Origin of the sequence: Muribacter muris (assembly GCF_004569585.1) — a bacterium.
Classification (GTDB): domain Bacteria; phylum Pseudomonadota; class Gammaproteobacteria; order Enterobacterales; family Pasteurellaceae; genus Muribacter; species Muribacter muris.
In genome coordinates this window covers 54,945-76,581 of the sequence record NZ_SPPA01000006.1, presented here as the reverse complement: position 1 = coordinate 76,581, position 21,637 = coordinate 54,945, and the positions used below count along the sequence as shown (strand labels likewise).

The following is a 21,637-nucleotide window of genomic DNA, read 5'->3' as shown; positions in this document are numbered from 1 at the left end:
AAAAACAAACAAAACCGACCGCTTGCAAGCATTATTCTAACCAAAGCGGCAGTTGAATTTTAACCTTCAAACCGCCCACTTCGCTCTTTTCAGCGGACACCGTGCCCCGATGTTGTTGGATAGCATTGGCAACGATTGCCAAGCCTAAGCCCGTGCCGCCGGTTTGTCTGGCTCGATCTTCTTCCACCCGATAAAACGGGCGGAAAATTTCGGTGTATTGGCTGTCCGGTACGCCGGCACCGTTGTCGTCAATGGTGATAAAGAGATTTTTTTGGTCGAGGTAAATCGTTACTTTGACCGTTGTCGCCGTGTATTTTTTCGCATTGCGGATCACATTTTCTACCGCACTGGCTAACATTGCCACATTGCCGTTAATGAAATAGCGTTCCGGGTGGGCGATACGTTGGCTCACAAACAAGGTTAATTCATTTTGTTCTAGTTCAAATTGGGCATCTGCCAACACATCTTCCCAAATTTTAGCAATGGGAAAAATTTCCCGTTTTAAGTGGTGGTTGGCTTGGTTGCGGGAGAGCATCAGCAGATCGTGGATCATTGTGTCGAGCTTTTGAATTTCCCCTTCAATGCGTGTGATCTCACTGGACTCACCGTTGCGGCGGCGTAACAGTGAGAGCGCAAGTTGCATTCGGGTCAGCGGTGTTTTCAGCTCGTGGGAAATATCCGAAAGCAGCCGTTGTTGGTAGCCGGTTAATCGCTGTAAGGCGGTGATCATTTGGTTGAAACTTTTGCCGACTTGACGCAGTTCCATAATGCCTTCCTGCTCAAGCTGCGGATTGGTGGTTAAATTGCCGGTTGCCACAGCGTTGGCGCTAAGGCGTAATTTTTTCACCGGTTTGGCAATACGGCGGGAGAGCCAGAGCATAATTGGGGTGCTGACGATCAGGAGCAGCAAAATCATCATCCACGGCGAGTCAAACATATAGTTGATAAAATCACGTTGCGGGCTGACTTTTTGCACAAAATATTGGTAATAGTTGTGGGTATCCGATTTGATGAAAAACGGGCCGTAAAATTCAAATTTACCAAAACGGCGTTGGAGCGGTTCGGCAGGGCTATTCGCTTTGTAGATGAAGGCTTGCAGTGCATTGAGATGTTGCTTGTTCACGCCAACCAAACGGTTTGACCCCTGTTCTAAGAGAATAATATCAAATTGATTGGGGGTGGAGATGGATAAGTTCTTCTGGAAAATATCATCAAGGTTGTAATGCTCTTCGGTATAGCGGCTTTCTTCTTCAAAATAGAGACGTTTGCCAAGCTCAATATGATTAAATACCCGAGCATCAAAATTCGGCAAAACGAGGGCAATCGCAAATACTGTGGCGATAATAATCATAAAGGAGAGAAAAATTTGGTAGGCAAGATAGTTTCTTAAGTTTCGGATTTTGTTTAGCATTGTTCTTCCCGTTAAATGAAAAAATCCCCCACAACTGTGAGGGATTACACAAAACCGATTATTGCTCGGTAACTAACAAATAACCACGACCCCGCAAGGTTTTGAACCAAGGCAGGTTATCGTTGCGTTCCGGTAATTTTTTACGCAGATTAGAAATATGCATATCAATCGCCCGGTCGTAAGGGGTGAGCCGTTTGCCGAGAATTTCAAGGCTAAGTAATTCACGGGATAAAATTTGCCCCGGATGACGCATTAGCATTTGCAATAGTGCAAATTCCGTGCCGGTGAGATCCAAATCCCGCCCCTCAAACATTGCCTGCTGACGACCGGGGTGAAGTTGCACACCGCCAAATTGCAATAATTTGCGATCTTCGTAAACACTCTCGGGAAGCGTATCTAAATTGAGCGGTTTGGCTGAATTGACGGTGCGGCGTAGAATCGCTTTAATACGGGCAACTAATTCACGATCATTAAACGGTTTTGGCAGGTAATCGTCCGCCCCCAGCTCTAAGCCCAGTACCCGATCGATTTCATCGTCTCTGGCACTCAACATTAACACCGGCGTGTTATATTTTTGACGCACCTGTTTTAGGGTTTCAATCCCGTTGAGAACCGGCATCATTACGTCCAGTAAAATCAGATCGTAGCTTTGTAATTTTAGCTCTTCAAGGGCGTCTTGACCGTTATGAACGGTATGCACTTTAAAGCCTTCGAGAGAAAGTAATTCGGCAAGTAACTCGGTAAGATCAACATCATCATCAACTAATAAAATTTTTGGCATAGCTGTTTTTCCTATTCCACTGCGTTTGTTTTTTAAACATTTGCTCAGATATCTTTACATAAGCAAATCCATTCGGCTACTTTACCGAATTTTGTCAATTTATTCTATACTTTTTATTTGATTCCACAGAAAATCAAGTTCTTGAAGCGTACAATCCTGCGGTGATTTCCCTTGTGATTTCAAGATCTTCTCAATTTGTCTGAAACGGTTTTCAAATTTTACATTGGCATTGCGTAAGCCGGTTTCTGCGTCAAGTTTGTGATGACGGCATAAATTCACCGTAGCAAACAGCAAATCGCCCAATTCTTCTGCCAGTTTGGCTGAGACTATCGGCGATTGTGCTAACTCGTCTTTGACTTCCTGCAACTCTTCTTCCACTTTGGCTAAAACATCGGTGGGGTTATCCCAATCAAAGCCAACCTTCGCACAGCGTTTTTGCAATTTATAGGCACGGGTGAGCGCAGGGAGTGCAAAGGGCAAATCATCAAGAATAGATTCTTGCTCACGGTGTTTCGCCTCATTTGCTTTTTGTACTTCCCAGTTTTGCAAGGCCTCTTCACTGCTTTGGGCGGTTTTATCGCCGAACACGTGCGGATGGCGATAAATCAGCTTATCGTGAATATCGCTTAGTACGTCATAAAAGCTAAATGTTCCCTCCTCTTGTGCTAATTGGCTAAGAAATACCACTTGTAACAGCAAATCGCCGAGTTCTTCCCGTAATGCACGGCGATCGTTGGTGTGAATGGCTTCGGCGACTTCATAGGTTTCTTCCAATAAACAGGGCAGCATTGAGTCAAAGGTTTGTTGGATATCCCACGGGCAGCCGGTTTTCGGATCACGCAGTTTCGCCACCACGTCAAGAAATTGGTCAATTGTTGTCATTGTTATCCCCTCAATGTAAAGAAGCCTATTTTGGCGTTGTCGGCTGAACTTGTCTATGAAATTTGTCAATTTATTGTGCTAGAATTTCACCACTCTCACTTAACCGGATCATTGATATGGATTTAACCTACCTACAAAAACTCCCGCAAGCTGAATTTAGCGCCCGCCGCCAGCGTCTTTTTGAGCAAATGCAAGATAACACTGCCTTGATTGTGTTTACCGAAACAGAAAAACGGCGTAATAGCGACTGCGATTATCTGTTCCGCCCCGATAGCTATTTTTGGTATCTGACCGGTTTTGGCGAACCGCAAGCCGCTTTGCTGCTCATCAAAACGGCAGGGCAGTGCCGAAGTCTGCTGTTTTTACGCCCGAAAGATCCGCTAATGGAAACCTGGAACGGTCGCCGACTGGGCGTAGAGAATGCACCAACGGCATTAGCGATAAATGAAGCCTTTGATATTGCCGATATTGAAACAGTGTTTGCAAAAAAATTGGCAAATCTGACCGCCTGCTATGTTGCCGAAGGTATGCAAGAATGGGGGGATAAGATAGTGTCTGCCGCCTTTACACTTGCTCAAAATAGAGATTGCCAGCGGCTTGATTGGCGACCGATCCTGTCGGAAATGCGCTTAATCAAATCCGAAAATGAAGTGGCACTCCTACAACAAGCGTGCCAAATTTCCGCCCTTGCCCATCTGCGGGCGATGAAAACTACCCGCCCGAACCGCTATGAAATGGAGATTGAAGGGGAAATTCAGTATGAATTTTCACGTTTCGGGGCAAGGTTCGCTTCCTATAACCAAATTGTCGCCAGCGGTGAAAATGCCTGTATTTTGCACTATAACGAGAACGATCAAATCTTAAAAGACGGCGACTTGTTGCTGATTGATGCCGGTGCGGAATTTGCAATGTATGCCGGTGATATTACCCGTACCATTCCGATTAACGGCAAATTTAATACGGCACAACGGGAAATTTATCAGCTCGTATTAGATGCAATGAAAGCGGCAGTGAAATTATTAGTGCCAAACAGTTCGATTAAAGTGGCGAACGATTGTGCCATACGGATAATGACGGAAGGATTAGTGCGTCTGGGCATTTTAAACGGCGATGTTGATAGGCTGATTGAAGAAAAAGCCTACCGCCAATTCTATATGCACGGGCTGGGGCATTGGCTCGGCTTAGATGTCCACGATGTCGGTGATTACGGCGTAGAGCGGGATCGTCCGTTACAAATCGGAATGGTGTTAACCGTTGAGCCGGGGCTTTATATTCCGAGCGATGCCGATGTGCCGCCGCAATATAAAGGGATAGGCGTGCGGATTGAAGATAATTTGCTCATCACCGAATACGGCAATAAAAATTTAACCTCAGCAGCCCCGAAAGAGATCGCCGAGATCGAAGCCATAATGGCAGACAGCCGTCTTTAACCGCTCCGCCTTTTTGGTTAGAATAAATTTTTCTATGTTATGGAAGGACAAACACAATGACCCAAGTATTTAATTTCAGTGCCGGCCCGGCAATGATGCCGAAAGCCGTTTTAGAGCAAGCTCAACAAGAGTTACTTAACTGGCAAGATCAACACACCTCTGTGATGGAAGTCAGCCACCGTGGCAAACTGTTTATGGAAATGATCACCCAAGCCGAACAGGATTTTCGCCAACTTTACGCAATTCCCGATAATTACAAAATTCTCTTTCTCCAAGGTGGAGCAAGGGGACAATTCGCTGCTATCCCAATGAATTTGCTCAATAAAAAGGGCAAAGCGCTCTACCTTAACGGCGGACATTGGTCGGCAACGGCAGCCAAAGAGGCTCGTCTGTTCGGCGATATTGATGAAATAGATATTTTAGAACAGGACGAAACACTGCAAGTTAAAGCCTTAGATTTGCGTGACATTGCCACGCAATACGACTATGTTCACTACTGCCCGAACGAAACGATTAGTGGTGTAGAGATCTTTGATATTCCGGACGTGGGCGATACGCCGTTAGTGGCGGATATGTCGTCTAATATTCTCTCCCGTGAAATCGACATCAACAAATTCGGTTTAATTTATGCCGGCGCGCAAAAAAATCTGGGACCGGCGGGGATCACGATTGTTATTGTGCGTGAAGATTTAATCGGCAATGCCCGCCCTGCGACGCCGTCTATTTGGAATTATGCGGTGCAAAGCAAAAGCGACTCGATGATCAACACACCGCCGACATTCGCGTGGTATTTGTGTTCGCTCGTCTTCAAGCATCTTTTAGCATTGGGCGGAGTGAAAGCGGTAGAGCAGCGGAATATCGCTAAAGCCGGCTTGCTCTATCAATATCTCGATCAAAGCGGGTTTTACCGTAACAAAGTCGCCAAAGCCAATCGTTCATTAATGAACGTTACCTTTACCACCGACAATGACGAGTTAAATGCAAAATTTATCGCTGAAGCGACCGCTTGCGGCCTACAAGCCTTAAAAGGTCATAAAGTGCTGGGCGGAATGCGTGCTTCTATCTACAACGCAATGCCGATTGAAGGGGTCGAAGCGTTAATTGCGTTTATGCGGAAATTTGAGGCGGAAAACAGAGGGTAGTCTCTTAAAACAAGCGGTGAGATCCTGTCAAAAATTAACAATATTATGTAGCCGTTGAACAAAGTTGTTTTTTGTTCGTTTGTAGGGACACACTGCGTGTGTCCGGATTGAAATAATTTGATTTTTATAAAGGACACACGCAGTGTGTCCCTACATTCCGTTAAAATGTCTATTTTTGTGCATTTGCTACATAATACCGAAAATTAACAGGATCTCACCGCTTGTTAGTGATTGTATTCTAATAACTTAGTTCGCTTTCCACAGCCGTTTCCCTAAAAACACGCCCCAGATAATCACCACAAACGGAAATGTTAATGAGGGTAAATTGAGTGGGGCAAAAAGATGATCTAACCCGACAATCACCCAAGTGGAAAGCATTGCAGCAATGATAAGCCCCAACCAAACAAGCGGGCGTCTAAGAGAGAAAAAGGCAGCAAAAGCCACGCCGATTAAGATCGCATTAAAGCCATAGATGCCTGCCGCAATTAAATAATGTGCTTCCGGTGATACTAACGTCATTAAATAAGCACAGCTTAGTGCTATCACGGCAGCTAAAAAGTAAAGCCAATTCCCTATCAGTAATCCTAATGAAATTAAAAGGCTGCCTTCTCTATTTGCCGCTAAAAAGACTTCATTAAAGGGTAAAAAGAAGGCATCTAAAAGTGTGCCGGTTTGCGGTGTACTATGTAAGATAATACCGTCCACCATCGGTAAATAGGGGTGAATAATAAACATTAACCAAGTAGCAAGAATAAAAGGAAACGTGAGAATAGGCAGTTTGGTTCGCTGAAACAGTGGTTGCAAACCTTGTTGTAGCAACACAGTGATGAGAGCAACGGCAATAACCATTGCTATCCACCAAGGTGTGTTGAAGAACGTTACAAAGGCAATCGCACTTAACGCCGAGTTATAGCCGTATAGCCCTTGCTCAATCTCGTTCGGATCTTGCTTGGTAACATAAGCGAATAGTCCGCCCACGCCACTGCCAATCAGTGCCGCAAGCCCGATTTGCCACGCACCATAGCTAAAGCCAAGTATAAACAGTAACCCTACAAATGCCGAATTGACCAACATTATTTGGGAAATTCCTCTCAGCAGCGCACATATAACCGTTTGATATATTTTCATCGCTATCCTTAACACAATTTAAAGTGTGATCATAGACCAAAACACGCTCGGTAAGCTAGCCAATTTTGTTTAAATATGATTAACTATCACTTTATCGGACTATAATAAGGATGAAAAATGCAATACATCAACATCGTAAACGAAGGGGTAAAATCGTTATCCCCTTATCAAGCGGGCAAGCCGATCGAGGAATTAGAACGGGAGCTGGGGATTTCAAATATCGTCAAGCTGGCATCGAATGAAAACCCGTTTGGTTTGCCCGACAGTGCCAAACAGGCAATTTTGGCTCAACTTAACGATCTCACCCGTTATCCTGACGCTAACGGTTTTGCACTTAAGCAAGCAATTTCGCAGAAATTTGGGGTAAGTCCAACGCAAATCACTCTCGGTAACGGCTCAAATGATCTGTTAGAATTGTTCGCCCACACCTTTGCCGGTGAGGAAGATGAAATTATCTATTCTCAATATGCGTTTATTGTCTATCCGTTGGTTACTAAGGCGATCAATGCGGTTGCCCGTGAAATTCCGGCAAATACGTGGGGACACGATTTAGACGGCTTTTTGCAGGCGATCACACCCAAAACGAAGTTAATCTATCTCGCCAACCCGAATAATCCGACCGGCACATTTTTAAGCCACCAACAGATTGCCGAGTTTCTTGCCAAAGTACCGGAGCAGGTGATTGTGGTGTTGGACGAAGCCTATACTGAATTTACCGAGCCGAGCAAGCGGGTCGATTCGTTCGGACTTTTGCAAAAACACGCCAATCTGATTATTTGCCGTACCTTATCGAAAGCCTACGGCTTGGCAGGGTTACGCATTGGCTATGCGGTATCAAATGCGGAAATTGCCGATTTACTGAACCGTGTCCGTCAGCCGTTCAACTGTAACAGTCTTGCGTTGGCGGCAGCCGTTGCGGTGATCCAAGACGATCAGTTTATTGCCGCCGTTGCCGAAAATAACCGCCGAGAAATGCAACGTTACGAAGCATTTTGCCAACAGCATCAGCTAAACTATATTCCCTCAATGGGTAATTTTATTACCATTGATTTTAACCGACCGGCACAGCCGATTTATGACGCATTGCTGCGGGAGGGCATTATCGTCCGCCCGATCGCCGGTTATGGAATGCCAAATCACCTACGCATCAGCATTGGTTTGCCGGCGGAAAACGAGCGTTGTTTAGCGGCTTTACGTCGTGTATTAGGTTTGCCAATTTAACAAGCGGTCAAAATACATTGAAACGTTGCAAATTCAATCAGGAGAGAAAATGAATACACATTTAACCATCGAAGTTGATGATCAGATTAAGCAATTAGCTCAACAGAATGCGAAACAACTGGGTTTTGATCTCCCGACAGTTGTGCAAATGCTCTTAAAACATATTGCTTTGACATCAAAACTACCAGCCGGATTACTTGAACCGACAGAGGAGACTTGGCAAGCTATTTATGAATTAGAAAGCGGTAACAATATCAGTTATTATCAAAGTAGTAAGGAGCTTAAACGCGATTTAGGGTGGGAATAATGTTTGAACTTATTACCCATAACCAATTTAAAAAGGATGCCAAACGTTATCACAATGATAAATCGGCTCAACAGTGTATCTTAAATGTCATTGATCTTTTAATGACTGGAGAACCCTTACCGCCGCACTATAAAGAGCATAAGCTAATCGGGGATTATATCGGCTATCTTGAGTGCCACGGAAAACCCGATTTATTACTGATATATCAAAGAGATAGGCAACGTAAACAAATTAAATTATACCGTGTGGGATCGCATTCTCATTTATTTAAATAGAGTAAAAATGGAAAAAATCACATTACAACCGATTTCTCGTGTCGAGGGAGAAATCAATCTACCCGGCTCAAAAAGCCTCTCAAACCGTGCGTTATTATTGGCGGCTTTAGCCGAAGGCACAACACAGGTTCATAACCTGTTGGATAGTGATGACGTGCGTCATATGCTCAATGCGTTGAAAGCGTTGGGCGTAGATTATCAACTATCGGACGACAAAACCGTTTGCACGGTAGCCGGTTTAGGCGGCGCATTTAAGGGACAAGACGGCTTGGCGCTCTTTTTAGGTAATGCCGGCACGGCGATGCGGCCTTTAACCGCCGCATTATGTTTGAAAGGCGAGAGCAGTGCGGAGGTCATCTTAACCGGTGAACCGAGAATGAAAGAACGCCCGATTCAGCATTTGGTCGATGCCTTACGTCAAGCGGGTGCGGATATTCAATATTTGGAAAATGAAGGCTATCCGCCGATTGCAATCCGTAATAGCGGTTTAACGGGCGGAAACGTGCAAATTGACGGCTCGATTTCCTCCCAATTTTTAACCGCACTGTTAATGGCAGCACCGCTTGCGGAGGGGGATATGACGATTCACATTATCGGCGAGTTGGTCTCCAAGCCCTACATAGATATTACCTTAGCGATGATGAAAGCCTTTGGCGTGGCGGTCAGTCATCAAAATTACCAGACCTTTTTCGTTAAAGGCGGGCAGCGTTATATTTCGCCCAAGACGTTTTTAGTCGAGGGGGACGCTTCATCTGCCTCTTATTTCCTCGCCGCCGGTGCGATCAAAGGTAAGGTGAAAGTAACAGGGATTGGTAAACATTCTATTCAAGGCGACCGCTTGTTTGCGGATGTACTGGCAAAAATGGGGGCGAATATCACTTGGGGCGAAGATTTTATCCAAGCGGAGCAAGGAGAGTTGCACGGCATTGATATGGATATGAATCATATCCCCGATGCAGCAATGACGATTGCGACCGCCGCACTGTTTGCCAAAGGGGAAACGGTGATCCGCAATATTTATAATTGGCGGGTCAAAGAGACCGATCGTTTAAACGCAATGACGACCGAGTTGCGAAAATTGGGGGTGAATGTCGAGGAGGGGGACGATTTTATCCGAGTAACACCGCCGGCAAATATCGGCGATTTGCAACACGCCGAGATTGCAACCTATAACGATCACCGAATGGCAATGTGCTTTGCATTGGTGGCGCTATCGCCTACGCCGGTAACAATTCTAGATCCGCAATGTACCGCTAAAACCTTTCCAACCTTTTTTGAGGCATTTGAAAAAATCAGTCATCGTGAGTAAGCGGTGAGTTTTGAGAGGTTTTTAGCAAAATTTGCGGTACTATGCATTTTAACAGAATGTAGGGACACACTGCGTGTGTCCTTTATAAAAATCAAAGTATTTCAATAGGTTAAAATACGGACACACGCAGTGTGTCCCTACAAGAGAATAAAAAAACAACTTTGTGCAACTGCTACATAATATTGAAAATTTGTCGATTACACTTTTCATAAAGAGTAATGATGTAAGCTATTGGGACGCCATAAGGCGTCCTTTTTCCACGTTAAAGGGCAAGAAATCATCGAGAAGTGCAAATATCTGCTGCTGTTCTCCCAATGCGATTTATCAAGATAATCGATTTATTCGATGAGTAATATTGCAAAAATTATCAGCTAACCGACCGCTTGCTTGTGGTGGTTACGCATTTTCTTTTGGGCAATGTTCAAAATTGAGAAGTAGTTCAAATTTTCTAAGGAAAGAGTGTGGTACTATCCGAATATCCTAGATAGGTGACTAAGGAGTTCATTATGTATAAACATATTTTAGTGGCGGTTGATCTTTCTGAGGAAAGTTTGATTTTATTGCGTAAAGGCGCAAGTTTAGCAGCAAAATGCCAAGCGAAGCTGTCGATTATTCATGTTGATGTGAATTTTTCCGACCTCTATACCGGATTGATTGATATTAATATGTCTTCTGTGCAAGATTCCGTTTCCGAAGAAACGGGCAAAGCGTTAGCCGATTTGGCGGAAAAGATTGATTACCCAGTCGAAGAACGCCTCAACGGCAGCGGGGATTTCAGTCAAGTCTTGGAAGAAGCGGTGGATAAATATCACATCGATCTCTTGGTTACCGGTCATCACCAAGACTTTTGGAGCAAGTTTATGTCTTCAACCCGTCAAGTGATGAACAATGTGTCGGTAGATATGCTGGTTGTACCGCTCGGTATTGACGAATAGTAAGAAACCGTTTGCGTCGGCTGAGATGCAAGCGGTCTTTTTTCGGACAAAATTTGCAAAGGAGATAAAGCCGCCAAATAATAGGCTCTACAAAGTATCTAAAAAAGTGTGTAAAATATGCCGGATTTATTGTTAAGCCGATTAACAGTAGCGTACCACAATTTTTTATGTATTTAGAGTAACTTGAATGAAAACAACTTCCGAAATTAGACAATCGTTCTTAGAATTTTTCCAAAGCAAAGGGCACACGATTGTGCCGAGTAGCTCCCTTGTGCCTGAAAACGATCCGACCTTGCTTTTCACCAATGCAGGAATGAACCAATTCAAAGATGTGTTTTTAGGGCTGGACAAACGCCATTACAGCCGTGCGACCAGTTCTCAACGTTGCGTGCGTGCAGGCGGTAAACATAACGATCTCGAAAATGTCGGTTATACCGCGCGCCACCATACTTTCTTTGAAATGTTGGGTAACTTCAGCTTCGGCGATTATTTCAAACAAGATGCGATTGCGTATGCGTGGGAGTTTTTAACTTCGGCGAACTGGTTAGGATTACCGGCGGAAAGATTGTGGGTAACGGTTTATGAGACGGATGATGAAGCCTACGATATTTGGCATAAACAGGTCGGTGTGCCGGCAGAACGCATTATCCGTATTGGCGATAACAAAGGTGCGCCTTATGCGTCTGATAATTTCTGGCAAATGGGTGATACCGGGCCTTGTGGGCCTTGTACCGAGATCTTCTACGATCACGGCGATCATATTTGGGGCGGCCCGCCGGGATCAGCGGAAGAAGACGGCGACCGCTATATCGAAATTTGGAACGTGGTTTTTATGCAATTCAACCGTCAAGCGGACGGCACAATGGAAAAATTGCCAAAACCGTCCGTGGATACCGGAATGGGATTAGAGCGGATCAGTGCCGTATTGCAACACGTTAATTCAAACTACGAAATTGATATTTTCCAAACCCTCATCAAAGAAGTGGCGACATTACTAAGTGTGGCGGATTTAGACAATAAATCCCTGCGGGTGATTGCCGACCATATTCGTTCCTGTGCTTATTTAATTGCCGATGGCGTTGTGCCGTCTAACGAAGGGCGGGGCTATGTTTTACGCCGTATTATCCGCCGTGCCGTTCGCCACGGAAATATTTTAGGGGCAAAATCGGCATTCTTCTACAAATTAGTGCCGACCCTTGCCAAAGCAATGGGGCAGGCGGGTGAGATTTTAACCGAAAAACAAGCCCACATTGAGAAAACCCTAAAAGCGGAAGAAGAGCAATTTGCTCGTACACTCGAACGGGGTTTAGCGCTATTGGAAGAGGCGTTGGCAAAATTAGACGGAGAAACCCTCTCCGGCGAAGTGGCATTCAAACTGTATGATACTTACGGCTTCCCACTGGATTTAACCGCAGACGTATGCCGTGAACGTGAGATTAACATTGACGAAGCCGGTTTTGAACGTGAAATGCAGGCACAACGTGCCAGAGCACAGGCAAGCAGTCAGTTTGGCACGGATTACAACAATGTTATCAAAGTAGAGGGTGAAACACTCTTCAAAGGCTACACTGTTACGCAGTGTGAGTCAAAAGTTGTGGCGTTATTCAGTAACGGCAAAGCGGTTGATACGATTCAATCCGGCGAAAATGCTGTGGTCGTGTTGGATCAAACGCCATTTTATGGTGAATCGGGCGGTCAGATCGGCGATAGCGGTCAGATCAGCACGGAAATTTGCCATTTTAACGTAACCGACACACAAAAATACGGCCACGTGTTTGGGCATATCGGGCAGCTTGTCTCCGGCTCACTTTCGGTCGGCGACAGTGTTTCAGCGCAAGTTGATACGGCACGCCGTCACGCTATTACCTTAAATCACAGTGCGACTCACTTGTTACACGCCGCATTACGTCAGGTGCTGGGTAATCACGTTGCACAAAAAGGGTCGTTAGTGTCTGAAAGTGTCTTGAGATTTGATTTTTCTCAACCGGAAGCGATTTCAAAAGCTCAATTAGACGAAATTGAGCGTATTATTAACCGTAAAATCCGTGAAAATATTAACGTTACCACTGATATTATGGATATTGAATCGGCGAAACAGAAAGGTGCAATGGCACTGTTCGGCGAGAAATACGGTGATGAAGTGCGAGTAGTCGGTATGTCCGATTTCTCAATGGAGCTTTGTGGCGGTACACACGTTAAGCAAACCGGTGAAATTGGCTTATTTAAGTTTGTTTCCGAAGGGGCAGTTGCCGCCGGCGTTCGCCGTGTTGAAGCGGTAACGGGTGAGAATGCACTGGATCTTATCTTCCAACAACAGCAAGTTTTAGCACAGAGTAGCGAGTTGCTGAAAGCGGATAGCAGTAATTTAGTTGAAAAAATTCAACAGTTACAAGAGAAAACCAAACGTACCGAAAAAGAGCTGCAACAGCTGAAAGATAAATTGGCTTCGCAAGCAAGCGGTGAGTTAGCTAAACAGGTGCAACAAATTAATGGGGTGAATGTCCTTGTACAGCGTTTAGAGAATGTGGAAGTGAAATCATTGCGAACAATGGTAGATGATCTAAAAAATCAACTTGAAACGGCGGTGATTGCCTTTGCCGTGCCGGCACAAGATAAAGTTAATCTTATTGTTGGGGTAACGTCTGCATTATCGAAAACGATAAATGCGGGTGAATTAGTGGGGGTAATGGCTCAAGCAGTGGGCGGTAAAGGTGGTGGCCGTGCCGATATGGCAATGGCAGGCGGTTCGCAGCCGGAAAACATTGAGCAAGCGTTAGACATTGCGATGAAATGGATTCAGGCAAAACTCTAATAATGACGACATTCAGGTAAGGCAGGATATGCCTTACCACTTACAATAAAAATAAAAGGAGAAATGACAATGCTTATTCTGACTAGGAAAATTGGCGAAAGCCTGTTAATTGGTGATGATGTTGAAATTACCGTACTCAGTATTCGTGGCAGTCAAGTGAAATTAGGCGTAAAAGCCCCCAAAGAGATTTCCGTTCATCGAGAAGAAATTTATCAACGGATCAAAGCACTCTCGGAAGAGACAAAACAAGGGTAGCACTTTATACAGGATTTAACTCAACAACATAAGGAAAATATTATGAGTAAACTCACGTGTTTCAAAGCGTATGATATTCGAGGTCAATTAGGTACGGAGCTTAATGTCGATATTGCGTATCGTATCGGGCGTGCTTTCGGGCAGTTTTTAAAACCTAAAAGTATCGTTGTTGGGGGGGATGTCCGTTTAACCAGTAACGAACTCAAAAGTGCGGTAACAAACGGTTTGTTGGACTCTGGCGTAGATGTGATTGATCTCGGTCAAACCGGTACGGAAGAAGTCTATTTTGCAACATCATTTTTGAAAACGGACGGCGGTATTGAAGTAACGGCAAGCCATAATCCGATGGATTATAACGGAATGAAATTAGTCCGTGCGGGATCACGCCCGATCAGTGCAGATACAGGCTTGGCGGATATTCAACGCTTAGCGGAAGAAAATCAGTTTCCACCGATCGCCCAGCGTGGAACTTATACGCAAAAAAGTGTATTGGGCGACTATGTTAGCCACTTATTATCCTACATTGATTTAAGCAAATTAACGCCTAAAACCTTGGTGATTAATTCCGGTAACGGTGCGGCAGGCAAAGTCATTGATGCGATTGAAGCACAATTTAAAGCCCATAACGTGCCGGTAACCTTTGTTAAGGTGCATAATAATCCGGACGGTAATTTCCCTAACGGCATCCCTAATCCGATTCTGCACGAAAACCGTCAAGATTCGATTGATGCTGTGCTTGCCAATAAAGCGGATATGGGGATTGCCTTTGACGGTGATTTCGACCGTTGTTTTTTCTTTGATGAAAAAGGCGGCTTTATTGAAGGCTACTATGTTGTCGGCTTACTCTCTCAGGCGTTTCTTCAAAAAAATCCGGGGGCAAAAATTATCTACGATCCACGTTTGATTTGGAATACGGAAGAATTGGTTTCTCAAGCCGGCGGCCAAGCGGTAATGTCAAAATCAGGCCATTCATTTATTAAAGAGAAAATGCGTGAAGTTGATGCGATTTATGGCGGCGAAATGAGTGCGCACCATTATTTCCGTGATTTCTTCTACTGCGACAGCGGTATGATTCCGTGGCTACTTACCCTTGAGTTACTTTGCACCACCGGTAAAACTTTAAGTGAGCTGGTTGGCGAACGTTTAGAGAAATTCCCATCCCCGGGCGAAATCAACAGTAAATTAGCCGATGCCAAAGTAGCATTAGATCGCGTCTTAAACGCGTATCAAGATCAGGCAAAATCCGTGGATCGTTTAGACGGGATTAGTGTTGAATTTGACAACTGGCGGTTTAATTTAAGAAGTTCAAATACCGAACCGGTCGTTCGCTTAAATCTTGAAACGAAAGGTGATAAAGCGTTAATGCAACAAAAAACGGACGAAGTGTTGGCACTGTTACGTCAGTAATTTGCCTATTTTTTAACTTAACAGACCGCTTGCACAGGGCAGGCGGTTTTGTCTTTCTTTAATTTTAAGGATTTTTTATGAAAGTAATCATTCCTGTGGCGGGCTTAGGCACTCGTATGCTACCTGCTACCAAAGCTATCCCAAAAGAAATGCTGACTATTGCGGATAAACCTTTAATTCAATACATTGTAAACGAATGTGTGGCGGCAGGGATTAAAGAGATTGTGCTGGTTACTCATTCTTCAAAAAATGCTATCGAAAACCATTTTGATACCTCATTTGAGCTGGAAACGATGCTCGAAAAACGGGTAAAACGCCAATTATTAGACGAAGTGCGTTCTATCGTACCAAAAGATGTTACGATTATGCACGTGCGTCAAGGTCAGGCAAAAGGTTTAGGCCACGCCGTATTATGCGGACGGGCGTTGGTTGGTAACGAGCCTTTTGCTGTGGTGTTACCCGATGTGTTACTTGCCGATTTCAGTGCCGATCAAAAAACAGAAAACCTCTCAGCAATGATTCAACGCTTTAAAGAGACTGGGAGTAGCCAGATTATGGTCGCACCGGTGGCAAAAGAGGAAGTCAGTAGCTATGGTATCGTGGACTGTCAAGGGGCAGAACTTACCCCAGCGGGCACGGCAAAGATTGTCAATGTCGTGGAAAAACCGCCTATTGAAGAAGCGCCGTCTAACTTTGCGGTTGTCGGTCGTTACGTCTTCTCTGCTGCGATTTGGGATTTATTAGAAAAAACACCGATTGGTGTGGGCGATGAAATTCAATTAACCGATGCCATTGATATGCTGATTCAGCAACAAGACGTTGAAGCATTTCATATGACGGGTAAAACCTTTGATTGTGGCGATAAATTAGGCTATATGGAAGCCTTTGTCGAGTACAGTTTAAACCACAGCAAATGCGGAGAGGATTTCAAATCCTATCTTAAGAAATTGGCAAAAACGTTATAGTGTAACGAAATGGGCGATAAACAAATGATAAAGAAAGTTGCGCAAGCGGTAGGTTTTGGGCTTTTTTGTGCCGGCTTGGTTCTTTACGTCGCCCCTTGGCTTAATCAGCAATATCGTAATGAAACCGATAATGTCATTAGCTTTCACAATGCTGTGCGTACCGCTTCGCCTGCGGTTGTGAATGTGTATAACCAAGCCTTTGATGTGAATGGTTCCGGTATTGCCAGCGAATTGCAGCTCAATAATTTAGGCGCAGGGGTGATTATGACCCCAACGGGCTATATTTTGACGAATAAGCACGTTATTCAAAATGCCGATCAGATTATTGTTGCGCTGCAATCAGGGGCAATTCATAGTGCGGTATTGGTTGGTTCGGACGCTTTAACAGATTTGGCGGTTTTAAAGATTGAAGCGGAAAATTTACCGACGATCCCGCAAAATGAAAAACGGCTGACGAATATCGGTGATGTTGTCTTGGCAATCGGCAACCCGTTGAATTTAGGGCAGAGCATTACACAGGGTATTGTGAGTGCCACGGGGCGAAATGCACTATCAGAAACCGGCAGACAAAATTTTATCCAAACGGATGCCTCGATCAATCAAGGTAATTCAGGCGGCGCGTTAGTCAATTCAGCCGGGGAGTTGATCGGTATTAATACGCTGAGATTAGGCAAAACCAGCGAAGAATTAGCGGAAGGGCTTAACTTTGCCATACCGATTAACCTCGCCAATAAAGTGATGAATAAAATTATCAAAGACGGGCGGGTTATCCGTGGCTACTTTGGGGTAAACAGCTCGCTATTTTATTCTGCAAAACAACTCGGTTTAGGAGAAAACGGTGTGCTGATCACAGGAGTAGCCGACTATGGGCCGGCGGCACTTGCCGGCATTAAAACAGGTGATTTGATTTTACGTATCAATGATATTGATGCGGAAAGTCCTGCACAAATGATGGAGTTAATTGCCGATGCAATTCCAGGGACAAAAATGAATGTGCTTATTTCGAGAGACGGTAAAACACGAGAAGTTCAAGTAACTATCGGTGAATTTCCGGACATATAATAGCAGGTGATAAAATGACAAATATGGTGATAACCGTAGATGGCCCAAGCGGCGCAGGCAAGGGTACACTTTGCCACGCACTAGCCGCAGAATTGGGGTTTGATTTTTTAGATTCCGGTGCGATTTATCGGATTTTAGCCTTGGCAGCTCAACAAGAAAATATTGCGTTAGACAATGAAGAACAGCTTGCCGAGTTGGCTCGCCGATTAGATGTCAAATTTGAATTGGTAGGCAGTGAAATTGAGGTGATCTTAAACGGACAGAATGTCGGGGATCTCATTCGCACGGCGCAAGCGGGTCAAAATGCCTCAAAAATTGCTATTTTTCCTAATGTGCGTAAAGCACTATTGCAACGCCAGCGGGATTTCCGCAGTGAGCGAGGTTTGATTGCCGACGGGCGAGATATGGGTACAATTGTGTTTCCGGAAGCGGAAATTAAATTCTTTTTAGACGCCAGTGCAGAAGAACGTGCAAAAAGGCGTGTAAAACAGTTGCAAGAAAAAGGATTTAATGCTAACTTTGACGAGATTTTAGCCGAGATAAAAGAACGGGATTTTCGCGACAGAAATCGTGAAGTTGCGCCGCTTATTCCGGCTAAAGATGCGTTGATTTTAGACTCAACCTATTTATCGATTGATGAAGTGATTCAAAAAGCATTGGATCATATCCGTCAATATCGTTAATGTTATTGCTTAACAACGGATTGTTAGGTTTTTATTACTAACCCCATTTAGACGGATGCTAGGTGGACGTTTTATTTATTTAAGAAATTTTTATTATGACTGAATCTTTTGCTCAACTCTTTGAAGAATCACTAAAAGGTCAAGAAACCCGTTTAGGTTCAATTGTTAAAGGCACTGTTGTTGCTATTCAAAAAGGCTATGTATTAGTCGATGCCGGTTTAAAATCGGAATCTGCTATTCCAGCTGAAGAATTTTTAAACGCTCAAGGCGAATTAGAAGTTCAAGTTGGCGATGTTGTTGATGTAGCACTTGACGCTGTTGAAGACGGTTTTGGTGAGACTAAACTTTCCCGTGAAAAAGCGAAACGTAACGAATCTTGGGCTGCATTAGAAAAAGCATTTGAAGAACAAGCTACGGTAGTCGGTTTAGTAAACGGTAAAGTAAAAGGTGGCTTCACTGTTGAGTTAAACGGTGTACGTGCGTTCTTACCGGGTTCATTAGTTGATACTCGTCCAGTGCGTGATTCTATCAACCTTGAAGGTAAAGAATTAGAGTTTAAGGTGATTAAACTTGACCAAAAACGTAACAACGTTGTTGTTTCTCGTCGTGCGGTAATTGAATCTGAAAACAGCCAAGATCGTGAAGAAGTATTAGCGAACTTAGTTGAAGGTTCAGAAGTTAAAGGTACGGTTAAAAACTTAACTGACTACGGTGCATTCGTTGATTTAGGCGGTGTAGACGGCTTACTTCACATCACGGATATGGCTTGGAAACGTGTTAAACACCCAAGCGAAGTGGTGAATGTCGGCGATGAAGTAACGGTTAAAGTATTGAAGTTTGACAAAGATCGCACCCGTGTTTCTTTAGGCTTAAAACAATTAGGTCAAGACCCTTGGGCAGCGATTGCACAAAATCACCCGGTAAACAGCAAATTAAGCGGTAAAGTAACCAACTTAACCGACTATGGTTGTTTCGTTGAAATTTTAGATGGTGTTGAAGGTTTAGTTCACGTTTCAGAAATGGATTGGACAAACAAAAATATCCACCCGTCTAAAGTTGTTAACGTAGGCGATGTCGTTGAAGTAATGGTGCTTGAAGTTGATGAAGAGCGTCGCCGTATTTCCCTTGGTTTAAAACAATGCAAACCAAATCCGTGGGAACACTTTGCTGAAACACACAACAGAAATGACAAAGTGAAAGGTAAAATCAAATCAATCACTGACTTCGGTATCTTCATCGGTTTAGAAGGCGGTATTGACGGTTTAGTTCACTTATCCGATATTTCTTGGAATATGTCCGGTGAAGAAGCGGTTCGCCAATACAAAAAAGGCGATGAAGTAGAGGCAGTCGTTTTACAAGTTGATGCAGTGAAAGAGCGTATCTCTTTAGGTATCAAACAGTTGGAATCTGATCCTTTCACTAACTTTGTTGATGGTACTAAGAAAGGTGCTATCGTTAAAGGTAAAGTAACCGATGTTGATGCAAAAGGCGTAAAAGTAGAACTGGCTGATGGTGTTGAAGGCTACATTCGTGCAGCGGAAGCTACACGTGATCGTGTAGAAGATATTACAGCGGTTATCAACGTAGGTGATGAGCTTGAAGCGAAATATACCGGTGTAGATCGTAAAGCACGTGTCGTTAATTTGTCTGTTCGTGCTAAGGATGAAGCAGAGGAGTCTGCCGCACTTGCGCAAGTGAATAAACAAGAAGAAGCTATTCCAAATGCAATGGCTGAAGCGTTTAAAGCTGCAAAAGGTGAATAATTAATCCTTTGACTTAAGGCGGATATGTATTAGGCATATCCGCCTAGATTTATCAAAATAAAGGAGAAAAAATGACTAAGTCCGAATTAATTGAAAATTTAGTAATTAAATTTCCTTCATTACAAATGAAAATTGTCGATGACAGCGTTAAAGAAATTTTGGAGCAAATGACCGTTTCTTTGGCAAAAGATGAGCGCATTGAAGTCAGAGGATTTGGCAGCTTCTCTCTCCATTACCGCCAGCCTCGAATGGGTCGTAACCCTAAAACAGGGGAAACGGTGAAATTAGGTGCAAAATATGTGCCTCACTTTAAAGCCGGCAAAGAACTAAAAGAACGTGTTGATGCATAGTCGCCCTTAATGTAATAAACGGAGTCTTTATGAAATATATCTTTAGTGCGGTAATTATCTTAGCGATTATTATTGTTGGTGTTACGATTGGTGCAAATAACGATCAACTTATTACATTTAACTACTTAATCGCAAAAAGTGAATTACGTTTATCCAGCTTAGTTGCTATCTTATTTGGCTTTGGGTTAATTTTAGGTTGGTTTATTACCGCATTTTTCTATTTAAAAGTGAAACTGCAAAATATCGCATTAAATCGCAAACTTAAACGTCAAGCAAAACAAATCAGTGAACTGACTTTACCAAAGGTTGAGTAATGCTGGAATTATTGTTCCTTTTATTACCCATTGCTGCATTATATGGTTGGTATATGGGGCAGCGTAGTGCAAAAAAGGATCAAGATGCCATTCATCATCAATTCTCCCGTGATTATGTTACGGGATTGAATTTTCTTCTTTCTAATCAACACGAAAAAGCGGTTGATATTTTTCTCTCAATGCTGCAAAAGCAGGAAACCGAACATCGTATTACGCACGATTCCCAATTTGAAGCGGAATTAACTTTAGGTAATCTATTTCGCTCAAGGGGAGAGGTCGATCGTGCGCTCCGTATTCATCAAGGATTAGAGAGTAACCCCGATTATACCTTTGAACAAAAACTGCTTGCTAAACAACAACTTGCCAAAGATTTTATGGCTGCCGGTTTTTTTGATCGTGCTGAAAACTATTATATTCAACTTTTAGACGAGCCGGATTTTGCGATCAACTCGCTAAAGCAACTAAGCCTTATTTATCAAAAGACAAAAGAGTGGCGCAAAGCGATCAATGTGGCAGAAAAACTGCTCAAAATTGCTCCGAATACCGATAGAACACCTTTGGCTCATTTTTATTGCGAATATGTCGACACCTTTAAAGAGGGCGAACAGCAAAAACGCATAGAAGCCTTACAACAAGCGGTAACTTATGCGCCAAATTGTGCAAGAGCCTCCCTTTTATTAGGGGAGTATGCACTGCAAAACCAACAGTTTTCACAAGCACTTACGCATTTTGAACAGATACTGAGTCAAGATCCTGACTACATTAGCGAAGTGTTAGACAAAATTAAACTGTGCTATCAGCAGCTCAATCAATTAGAGCACTTTGAGCTGTTTCTCATCCGAGCAAATCAAATTAAACATAACAGCAGTATTGATTTAGCATTAGCCGAATGGATTGAACAAAAAGACGGTATGGAGGCAGCACAAACCCGTTTATATCAACAAGTTCGCCAATATCCTAATTTATTTACCTTTCATCGCTTTATCTATTACCAAATGCACGAAGCCGAGCAGGGTAGAGGTAAGGAAAGTTTAACACTACTGCATAAAATGGTTGGTGATCGTATTCAAAAAAGTTTTCATTACCGCTGCACACATTGCGGCTACCAAAGCTATCGGCTAAGCTGGCATTGCCCGTCTTGTCGAAAATGGGAAACGATTAAACCGCTCCACAGTATTGTGGACGTTATTTAATAAGGAGTCCGA

The 21,637-nt window shown here is 43.6% G+C and carries 21 protein-coding genes; 17 read left to right on the top strand and 4 right to left on the bottom strand.

Annotated features, from left to right (window positions below; genetic code table 11):
* Positions 1-31 precede the first annotated feature (31 nt).
* From cpxA to mazG, 3 genes are all read right to left on the bottom strand, one after another.
* Complete coding sequence (cpxA, locus tag E4T80_RS04020; protein ID WP_135055173.1) at positions 32-1,411, bottom strand: envelope stress sensor histidine kinase CpxA; 1,380 nt, start codon at positions 1,409-1,411, stop codon at positions 32-34.
* A 58-nt stretch (positions 1,412-1,469) separates the two neighbouring features.
* The gene (locus E4T80_RS04015) at positions 1,470-2,192 is read right to left on the bottom strand and encodes a response regulator (protein ID WP_135055171.1); all 723 of its coding nucleotides are present in this window, start codon (positions 2,190-2,192) and stop codon (positions 1,470-1,472) included.
* A 99-nt stretch (positions 2,193-2,291) separates the two neighbouring features.
* Entirely contained in the window at positions 2,292-3,074 is a 783-nt protein-coding gene (gene mazG, locus E4T80_RS04010) for a nucleoside triphosphate pyrophosphohydrolase (RefSeq protein WP_135055169.1), read from the bottom strand.
* A gap of 116 nt (positions 3,075-3,190) precedes the next feature.
* On the opposite strand from mazG, the gene pepP reads away from it, so the two are divergent.
* Both pepP and serC read left to right on the top strand, forming a co-directional pair.
* The gene (gene pepP / locus E4T80_RS04005; protein ID WP_135055167.1) at positions 3,191-4,504 is read left to right on the top strand and encodes a Xaa-Pro aminopeptidase; all 1,314 of its coding nucleotides are present in this window, start codon (positions 3,191-3,193) and stop codon (positions 4,502-4,504) included.
* 56 nt (positions 4,505-4,560) lie between these two features.
* Positions 4,561-5,646: a 3-phosphoserine/phosphohydroxythreonine transaminase gene (gene serC / locus E4T80_RS04000; protein WP_135055165.1), complete on the top strand. Its 1,086-nt coding sequence runs from the start codon at positions 4,561-4,563 to the stop codon at positions 5,644-5,646.
* A 246-nt stretch (positions 5,647-5,892) separates the two neighbouring features.
* Here serC and E4T80_RS03995 read toward each other — a convergent pair whose 3' ends face one another.
* Complete coding sequence (locus tag E4T80_RS03995) at positions 5,893-6,774, bottom strand: urea transporter (protein ID WP_135055164.1); 882 nt, start codon at positions 6,772-6,774, stop codon at positions 5,893-5,895.
* Positions 6,775-6,891: 117 nt separating this feature from the next.
* Here E4T80_RS03995 and hisC point away from each other — a divergent pair, with 117 nt between their 5' ends.
* The 15 genes from hisC to lapB all read left to right on the top strand — a co-directional run bounded on the left by hisC (position 6,892) and on the right by lapB (position 21,625).
* The gene (gene hisC / locus E4T80_RS03990) at positions 6,892-7,995 is read left to right on the top strand and encodes a histidinol-phosphate transaminase (RefSeq protein ID WP_135055163.1); all 1,104 of its coding nucleotides are present in this window, start codon (positions 6,892-6,894) and stop codon (positions 7,993-7,995) included.
* 49 nt (positions 7,996-8,044) lie between these two features.
* Positions 8,045-8,302 carry a type II toxin-antitoxin system RelB/DinJ family antitoxin gene (locus tag E4T80_RS03985; RefSeq protein ID WP_135055161.1) on the top strand — a complete coding sequence of 86 codons (258 nt, stop codon included), beginning with the start codon at positions 8,045-8,047 and terminating at the stop codon, positions 8,300-8,302.
* Positions 8,302-8,577: a type II toxin-antitoxin system RelE/ParE family toxin gene (locus E4T80_RS03980; protein WP_135055159.1), complete on the top strand. Its 276-nt coding sequence runs from the start codon at positions 8,302-8,304 to the stop codon at positions 8,575-8,577. Before E4T80_RS03985 ends, E4T80_RS03980 begins: the two co-directional genes overlap by 1 nt.
* Positions 8,578-8,584: 7 nt before the next feature.
* A complete protein-coding gene (gene aroA / locus E4T80_RS03975) occupies positions 8,585-9,886 on the top strand; it encodes a 3-phosphoshikimate 1-carboxyvinyltransferase (protein ID WP_135055157.1) in 1,302 nt (433 codons plus the stop codon).
* 506 nt (positions 9,887-10,392) lie between these two features.
* Positions 10,393-10,821: a universal stress protein gene (locus E4T80_RS03970; protein WP_135055155.1), complete on the top strand. Its 429-nt coding sequence runs from the start codon at positions 10,393-10,395 to the stop codon at positions 10,819-10,821.
* 187 nt (positions 10,822-11,008) lie between these two features.
* Complete coding sequence (gene alaS / locus E4T80_RS03965; protein WP_135055153.1) at positions 11,009-13,633, top strand: alanine--tRNA ligase; 2,625 nt, start codon at positions 11,009-11,011, stop codon at positions 13,631-13,633.
* A gap of 69 nt (positions 13,634-13,702) precedes the next feature.
* Entirely contained in the window at positions 13,703-13,888 is a 186-nt protein-coding gene (gene csrA, locus E4T80_RS03960) for a carbon storage regulator CsrA (RefSeq protein WP_047976549.1), read from the top strand.
* A gap of 42 nt (positions 13,889-13,930) precedes the next feature.
* Positions 13,931-15,295 (top strand): phosphohexomutase domain-containing protein, encoded by a 1,365-nt coding sequence (locus tag E4T80_RS03955; RefSeq protein WP_135055151.1) that lies wholly within the window; start codon positions 13,931-13,933, stop codon positions 15,293-15,295.
* Between the two features lie 77 nt (positions 15,296-15,372).
* On the top strand, positions 15,373-16,260 hold the full coding sequence (gene galU / locus E4T80_RS03950; RefSeq protein ID WP_135055149.1) for a UTP--glucose-1-phosphate uridylyltransferase GalU: 888 nt from the start codon (positions 15,373-15,375) through the stop codon (positions 16,258-16,260).
* A 24-nt stretch (positions 16,261-16,284) separates the two neighbouring features.
* Positions 16,285-17,322 carry an outer membrane-stress sensor serine endopeptidase DegS gene (degS, locus tag E4T80_RS03945; protein ID WP_135055147.1) on the top strand — a complete coding sequence of 346 codons (1,038 nt, stop codon included), beginning with the start codon at positions 16,285-16,287 and terminating at the stop codon, positions 17,320-17,322.
* 14 nt (positions 17,323-17,336) lie between these two features.
* Positions 17,337-18,005 (top strand): (d)CMP kinase, encoded by a 669-nt coding sequence (gene cmk / locus E4T80_RS03940; protein ID WP_047976552.1) that lies wholly within the window; start codon positions 17,337-17,339, stop codon positions 18,003-18,005.
* Positions 18,006-18,100: 95 nt separating this feature from the next.
* Positions 18,101-19,768 (top strand): 30S ribosomal protein S1, encoded by a 1,668-nt coding sequence (gene rpsA, locus E4T80_RS03935; protein ID WP_135055145.1) that lies wholly within the window; start codon positions 18,101-18,103, stop codon positions 19,766-19,768.
* Positions 19,769-19,839: 71 nt separating this feature from the next.
* Complete coding sequence (locus E4T80_RS03930; RefSeq protein WP_135055143.1) at positions 19,840-20,118, top strand: integration host factor subunit beta; 279 nt, start codon at positions 19,840-19,842, stop codon at positions 20,116-20,118.
* 29 nt (positions 20,119-20,147) lie between these two features.
* Entirely contained in the window at positions 20,148-20,432 is a 285-nt protein-coding gene (locus E4T80_RS03925; protein WP_135055141.1) for a LapA family protein, read from the top strand.
* Positions 20,432-21,625 carry a lipopolysaccharide assembly protein LapB gene (gene lapB, locus E4T80_RS03920; protein WP_135055139.1) on the top strand — a complete coding sequence of 398 codons (1,194 nt, stop codon included), beginning with the start codon at positions 20,432-20,434 and terminating at the stop codon, positions 21,623-21,625. Before E4T80_RS03925 ends, lapB begins: the two co-directional genes overlap by 1 nt.
* Positions 21,626-21,637 lie beyond the last annotated feature (12 nt).

Bases quoted from the DNA above. Each gene is read 5' to 3' on its own strand.
- cpxA (WP_135055173.1), bottom strand. From the start codon at position 1,411: ATGCTAAACAAAATCCGAAACTTAAGAAACTATCTTGCCTACCAAATT.
- E4T80_RS04015 (WP_135055171.1), bottom strand. From the start codon at position 2,192: ATGCCAAAAATTTTATTAGTTGATGATGATGTTGATCTTACCGAGTTA.
- mazG (WP_135055169.1), bottom strand. From the start codon at position 3,074: ATGACAACAATTGACCAATTTCTTGACGTGGTGGCGAAACTGCGTGAT.
- pepP (WP_135055167.1), top strand. From the start codon at position 3,191: ATGGATTTAACCTACCTACAAAAACTCCCGCAAGCTGAATTTAGCGCC.
- serC (WP_135055165.1), top strand. From the start codon at position 4,561: ATGACCCAAGTATTTAATTTCAGTGCCGGCCCGGCAATGATGCCGAAA.
- E4T80_RS03995 (WP_135055164.1), bottom strand. From the start codon at position 6,774: ATGAAAATATATCAAACGGTTATATGTGCGCTGCTGAGAGGAATTTCC.
- hisC (WP_135055163.1), top strand. From the start codon at position 6,892: ATGCAATACATCAACATCGTAAACGAAGGGGTAAAATCGTTATCCCCT.
- E4T80_RS03985 (WP_135055161.1), top strand. From the start codon at position 8,045: ATGAATACACATTTAACCATCGAAGTTGATGATCAGATTAAGCAATTA.
- E4T80_RS03980 (WP_135055159.1), top strand. From the start codon at position 8,302: ATGTTTGAACTTATTACCCATAACCAATTTAAAAAGGATGCCAAACGT.
- aroA (WP_135055157.1), top strand. From the start codon at position 8,585: ATGGAAAAAATCACATTACAACCGATTTCTCGTGTCGAGGGAGAAATC.
- E4T80_RS03970 (WP_135055155.1), top strand. From the start codon at position 10,393: ATGTATAAACATATTTTAGTGGCGGTTGATCTTTCTGAGGAAAGTTTG.
- alaS (WP_135055153.1), top strand. From the start codon at position 11,009: ATGAAAACAACTTCCGAAATTAGACAATCGTTCTTAGAATTTTTCCAA.
- csrA (WP_047976549.1), top strand. From the start codon at position 13,703: ATGCTTATTCTGACTAGGAAAATTGGCGAAAGCCTGTTAATTGGTGAT.
- E4T80_RS03955 (WP_135055151.1), top strand. From the start codon at position 13,931: ATGAGTAAACTCACGTGTTTCAAAGCGTATGATATTCGAGGTCAATTA.
- galU (WP_135055149.1), top strand. From the start codon at position 15,373: ATGAAAGTAATCATTCCTGTGGCGGGCTTAGGCACTCGTATGCTACCT.
- degS (WP_135055147.1), top strand. From the start codon at position 16,285: ATGATAAAGAAAGTTGCGCAAGCGGTAGGTTTTGGGCTTTTTTGTGCC.
- cmk (WP_047976552.1), top strand. From the start codon at position 17,337: ATGACAAATATGGTGATAACCGTAGATGGCCCAAGCGGCGCAGGCAAG.
- rpsA (WP_135055145.1), top strand. From the start codon at position 18,101: ATGACTGAATCTTTTGCTCAACTCTTTGAAGAATCACTAAAAGGTCAA.
- E4T80_RS03930 (WP_135055143.1), top strand. From the start codon at position 19,840: ATGACTAAGTCCGAATTAATTGAAAATTTAGTAATTAAATTTCCTTCA.
- E4T80_RS03925 (WP_135055141.1), top strand. From the start codon at position 20,148: ATGAAATATATCTTTAGTGCGGTAATTATCTTAGCGATTATTATTGTT.
- lapB (WP_135055139.1), top strand. From the start codon at position 20,432: ATGCTGGAATTATTGTTCCTTTTATTACCCATTGCTGCATTATATGGT.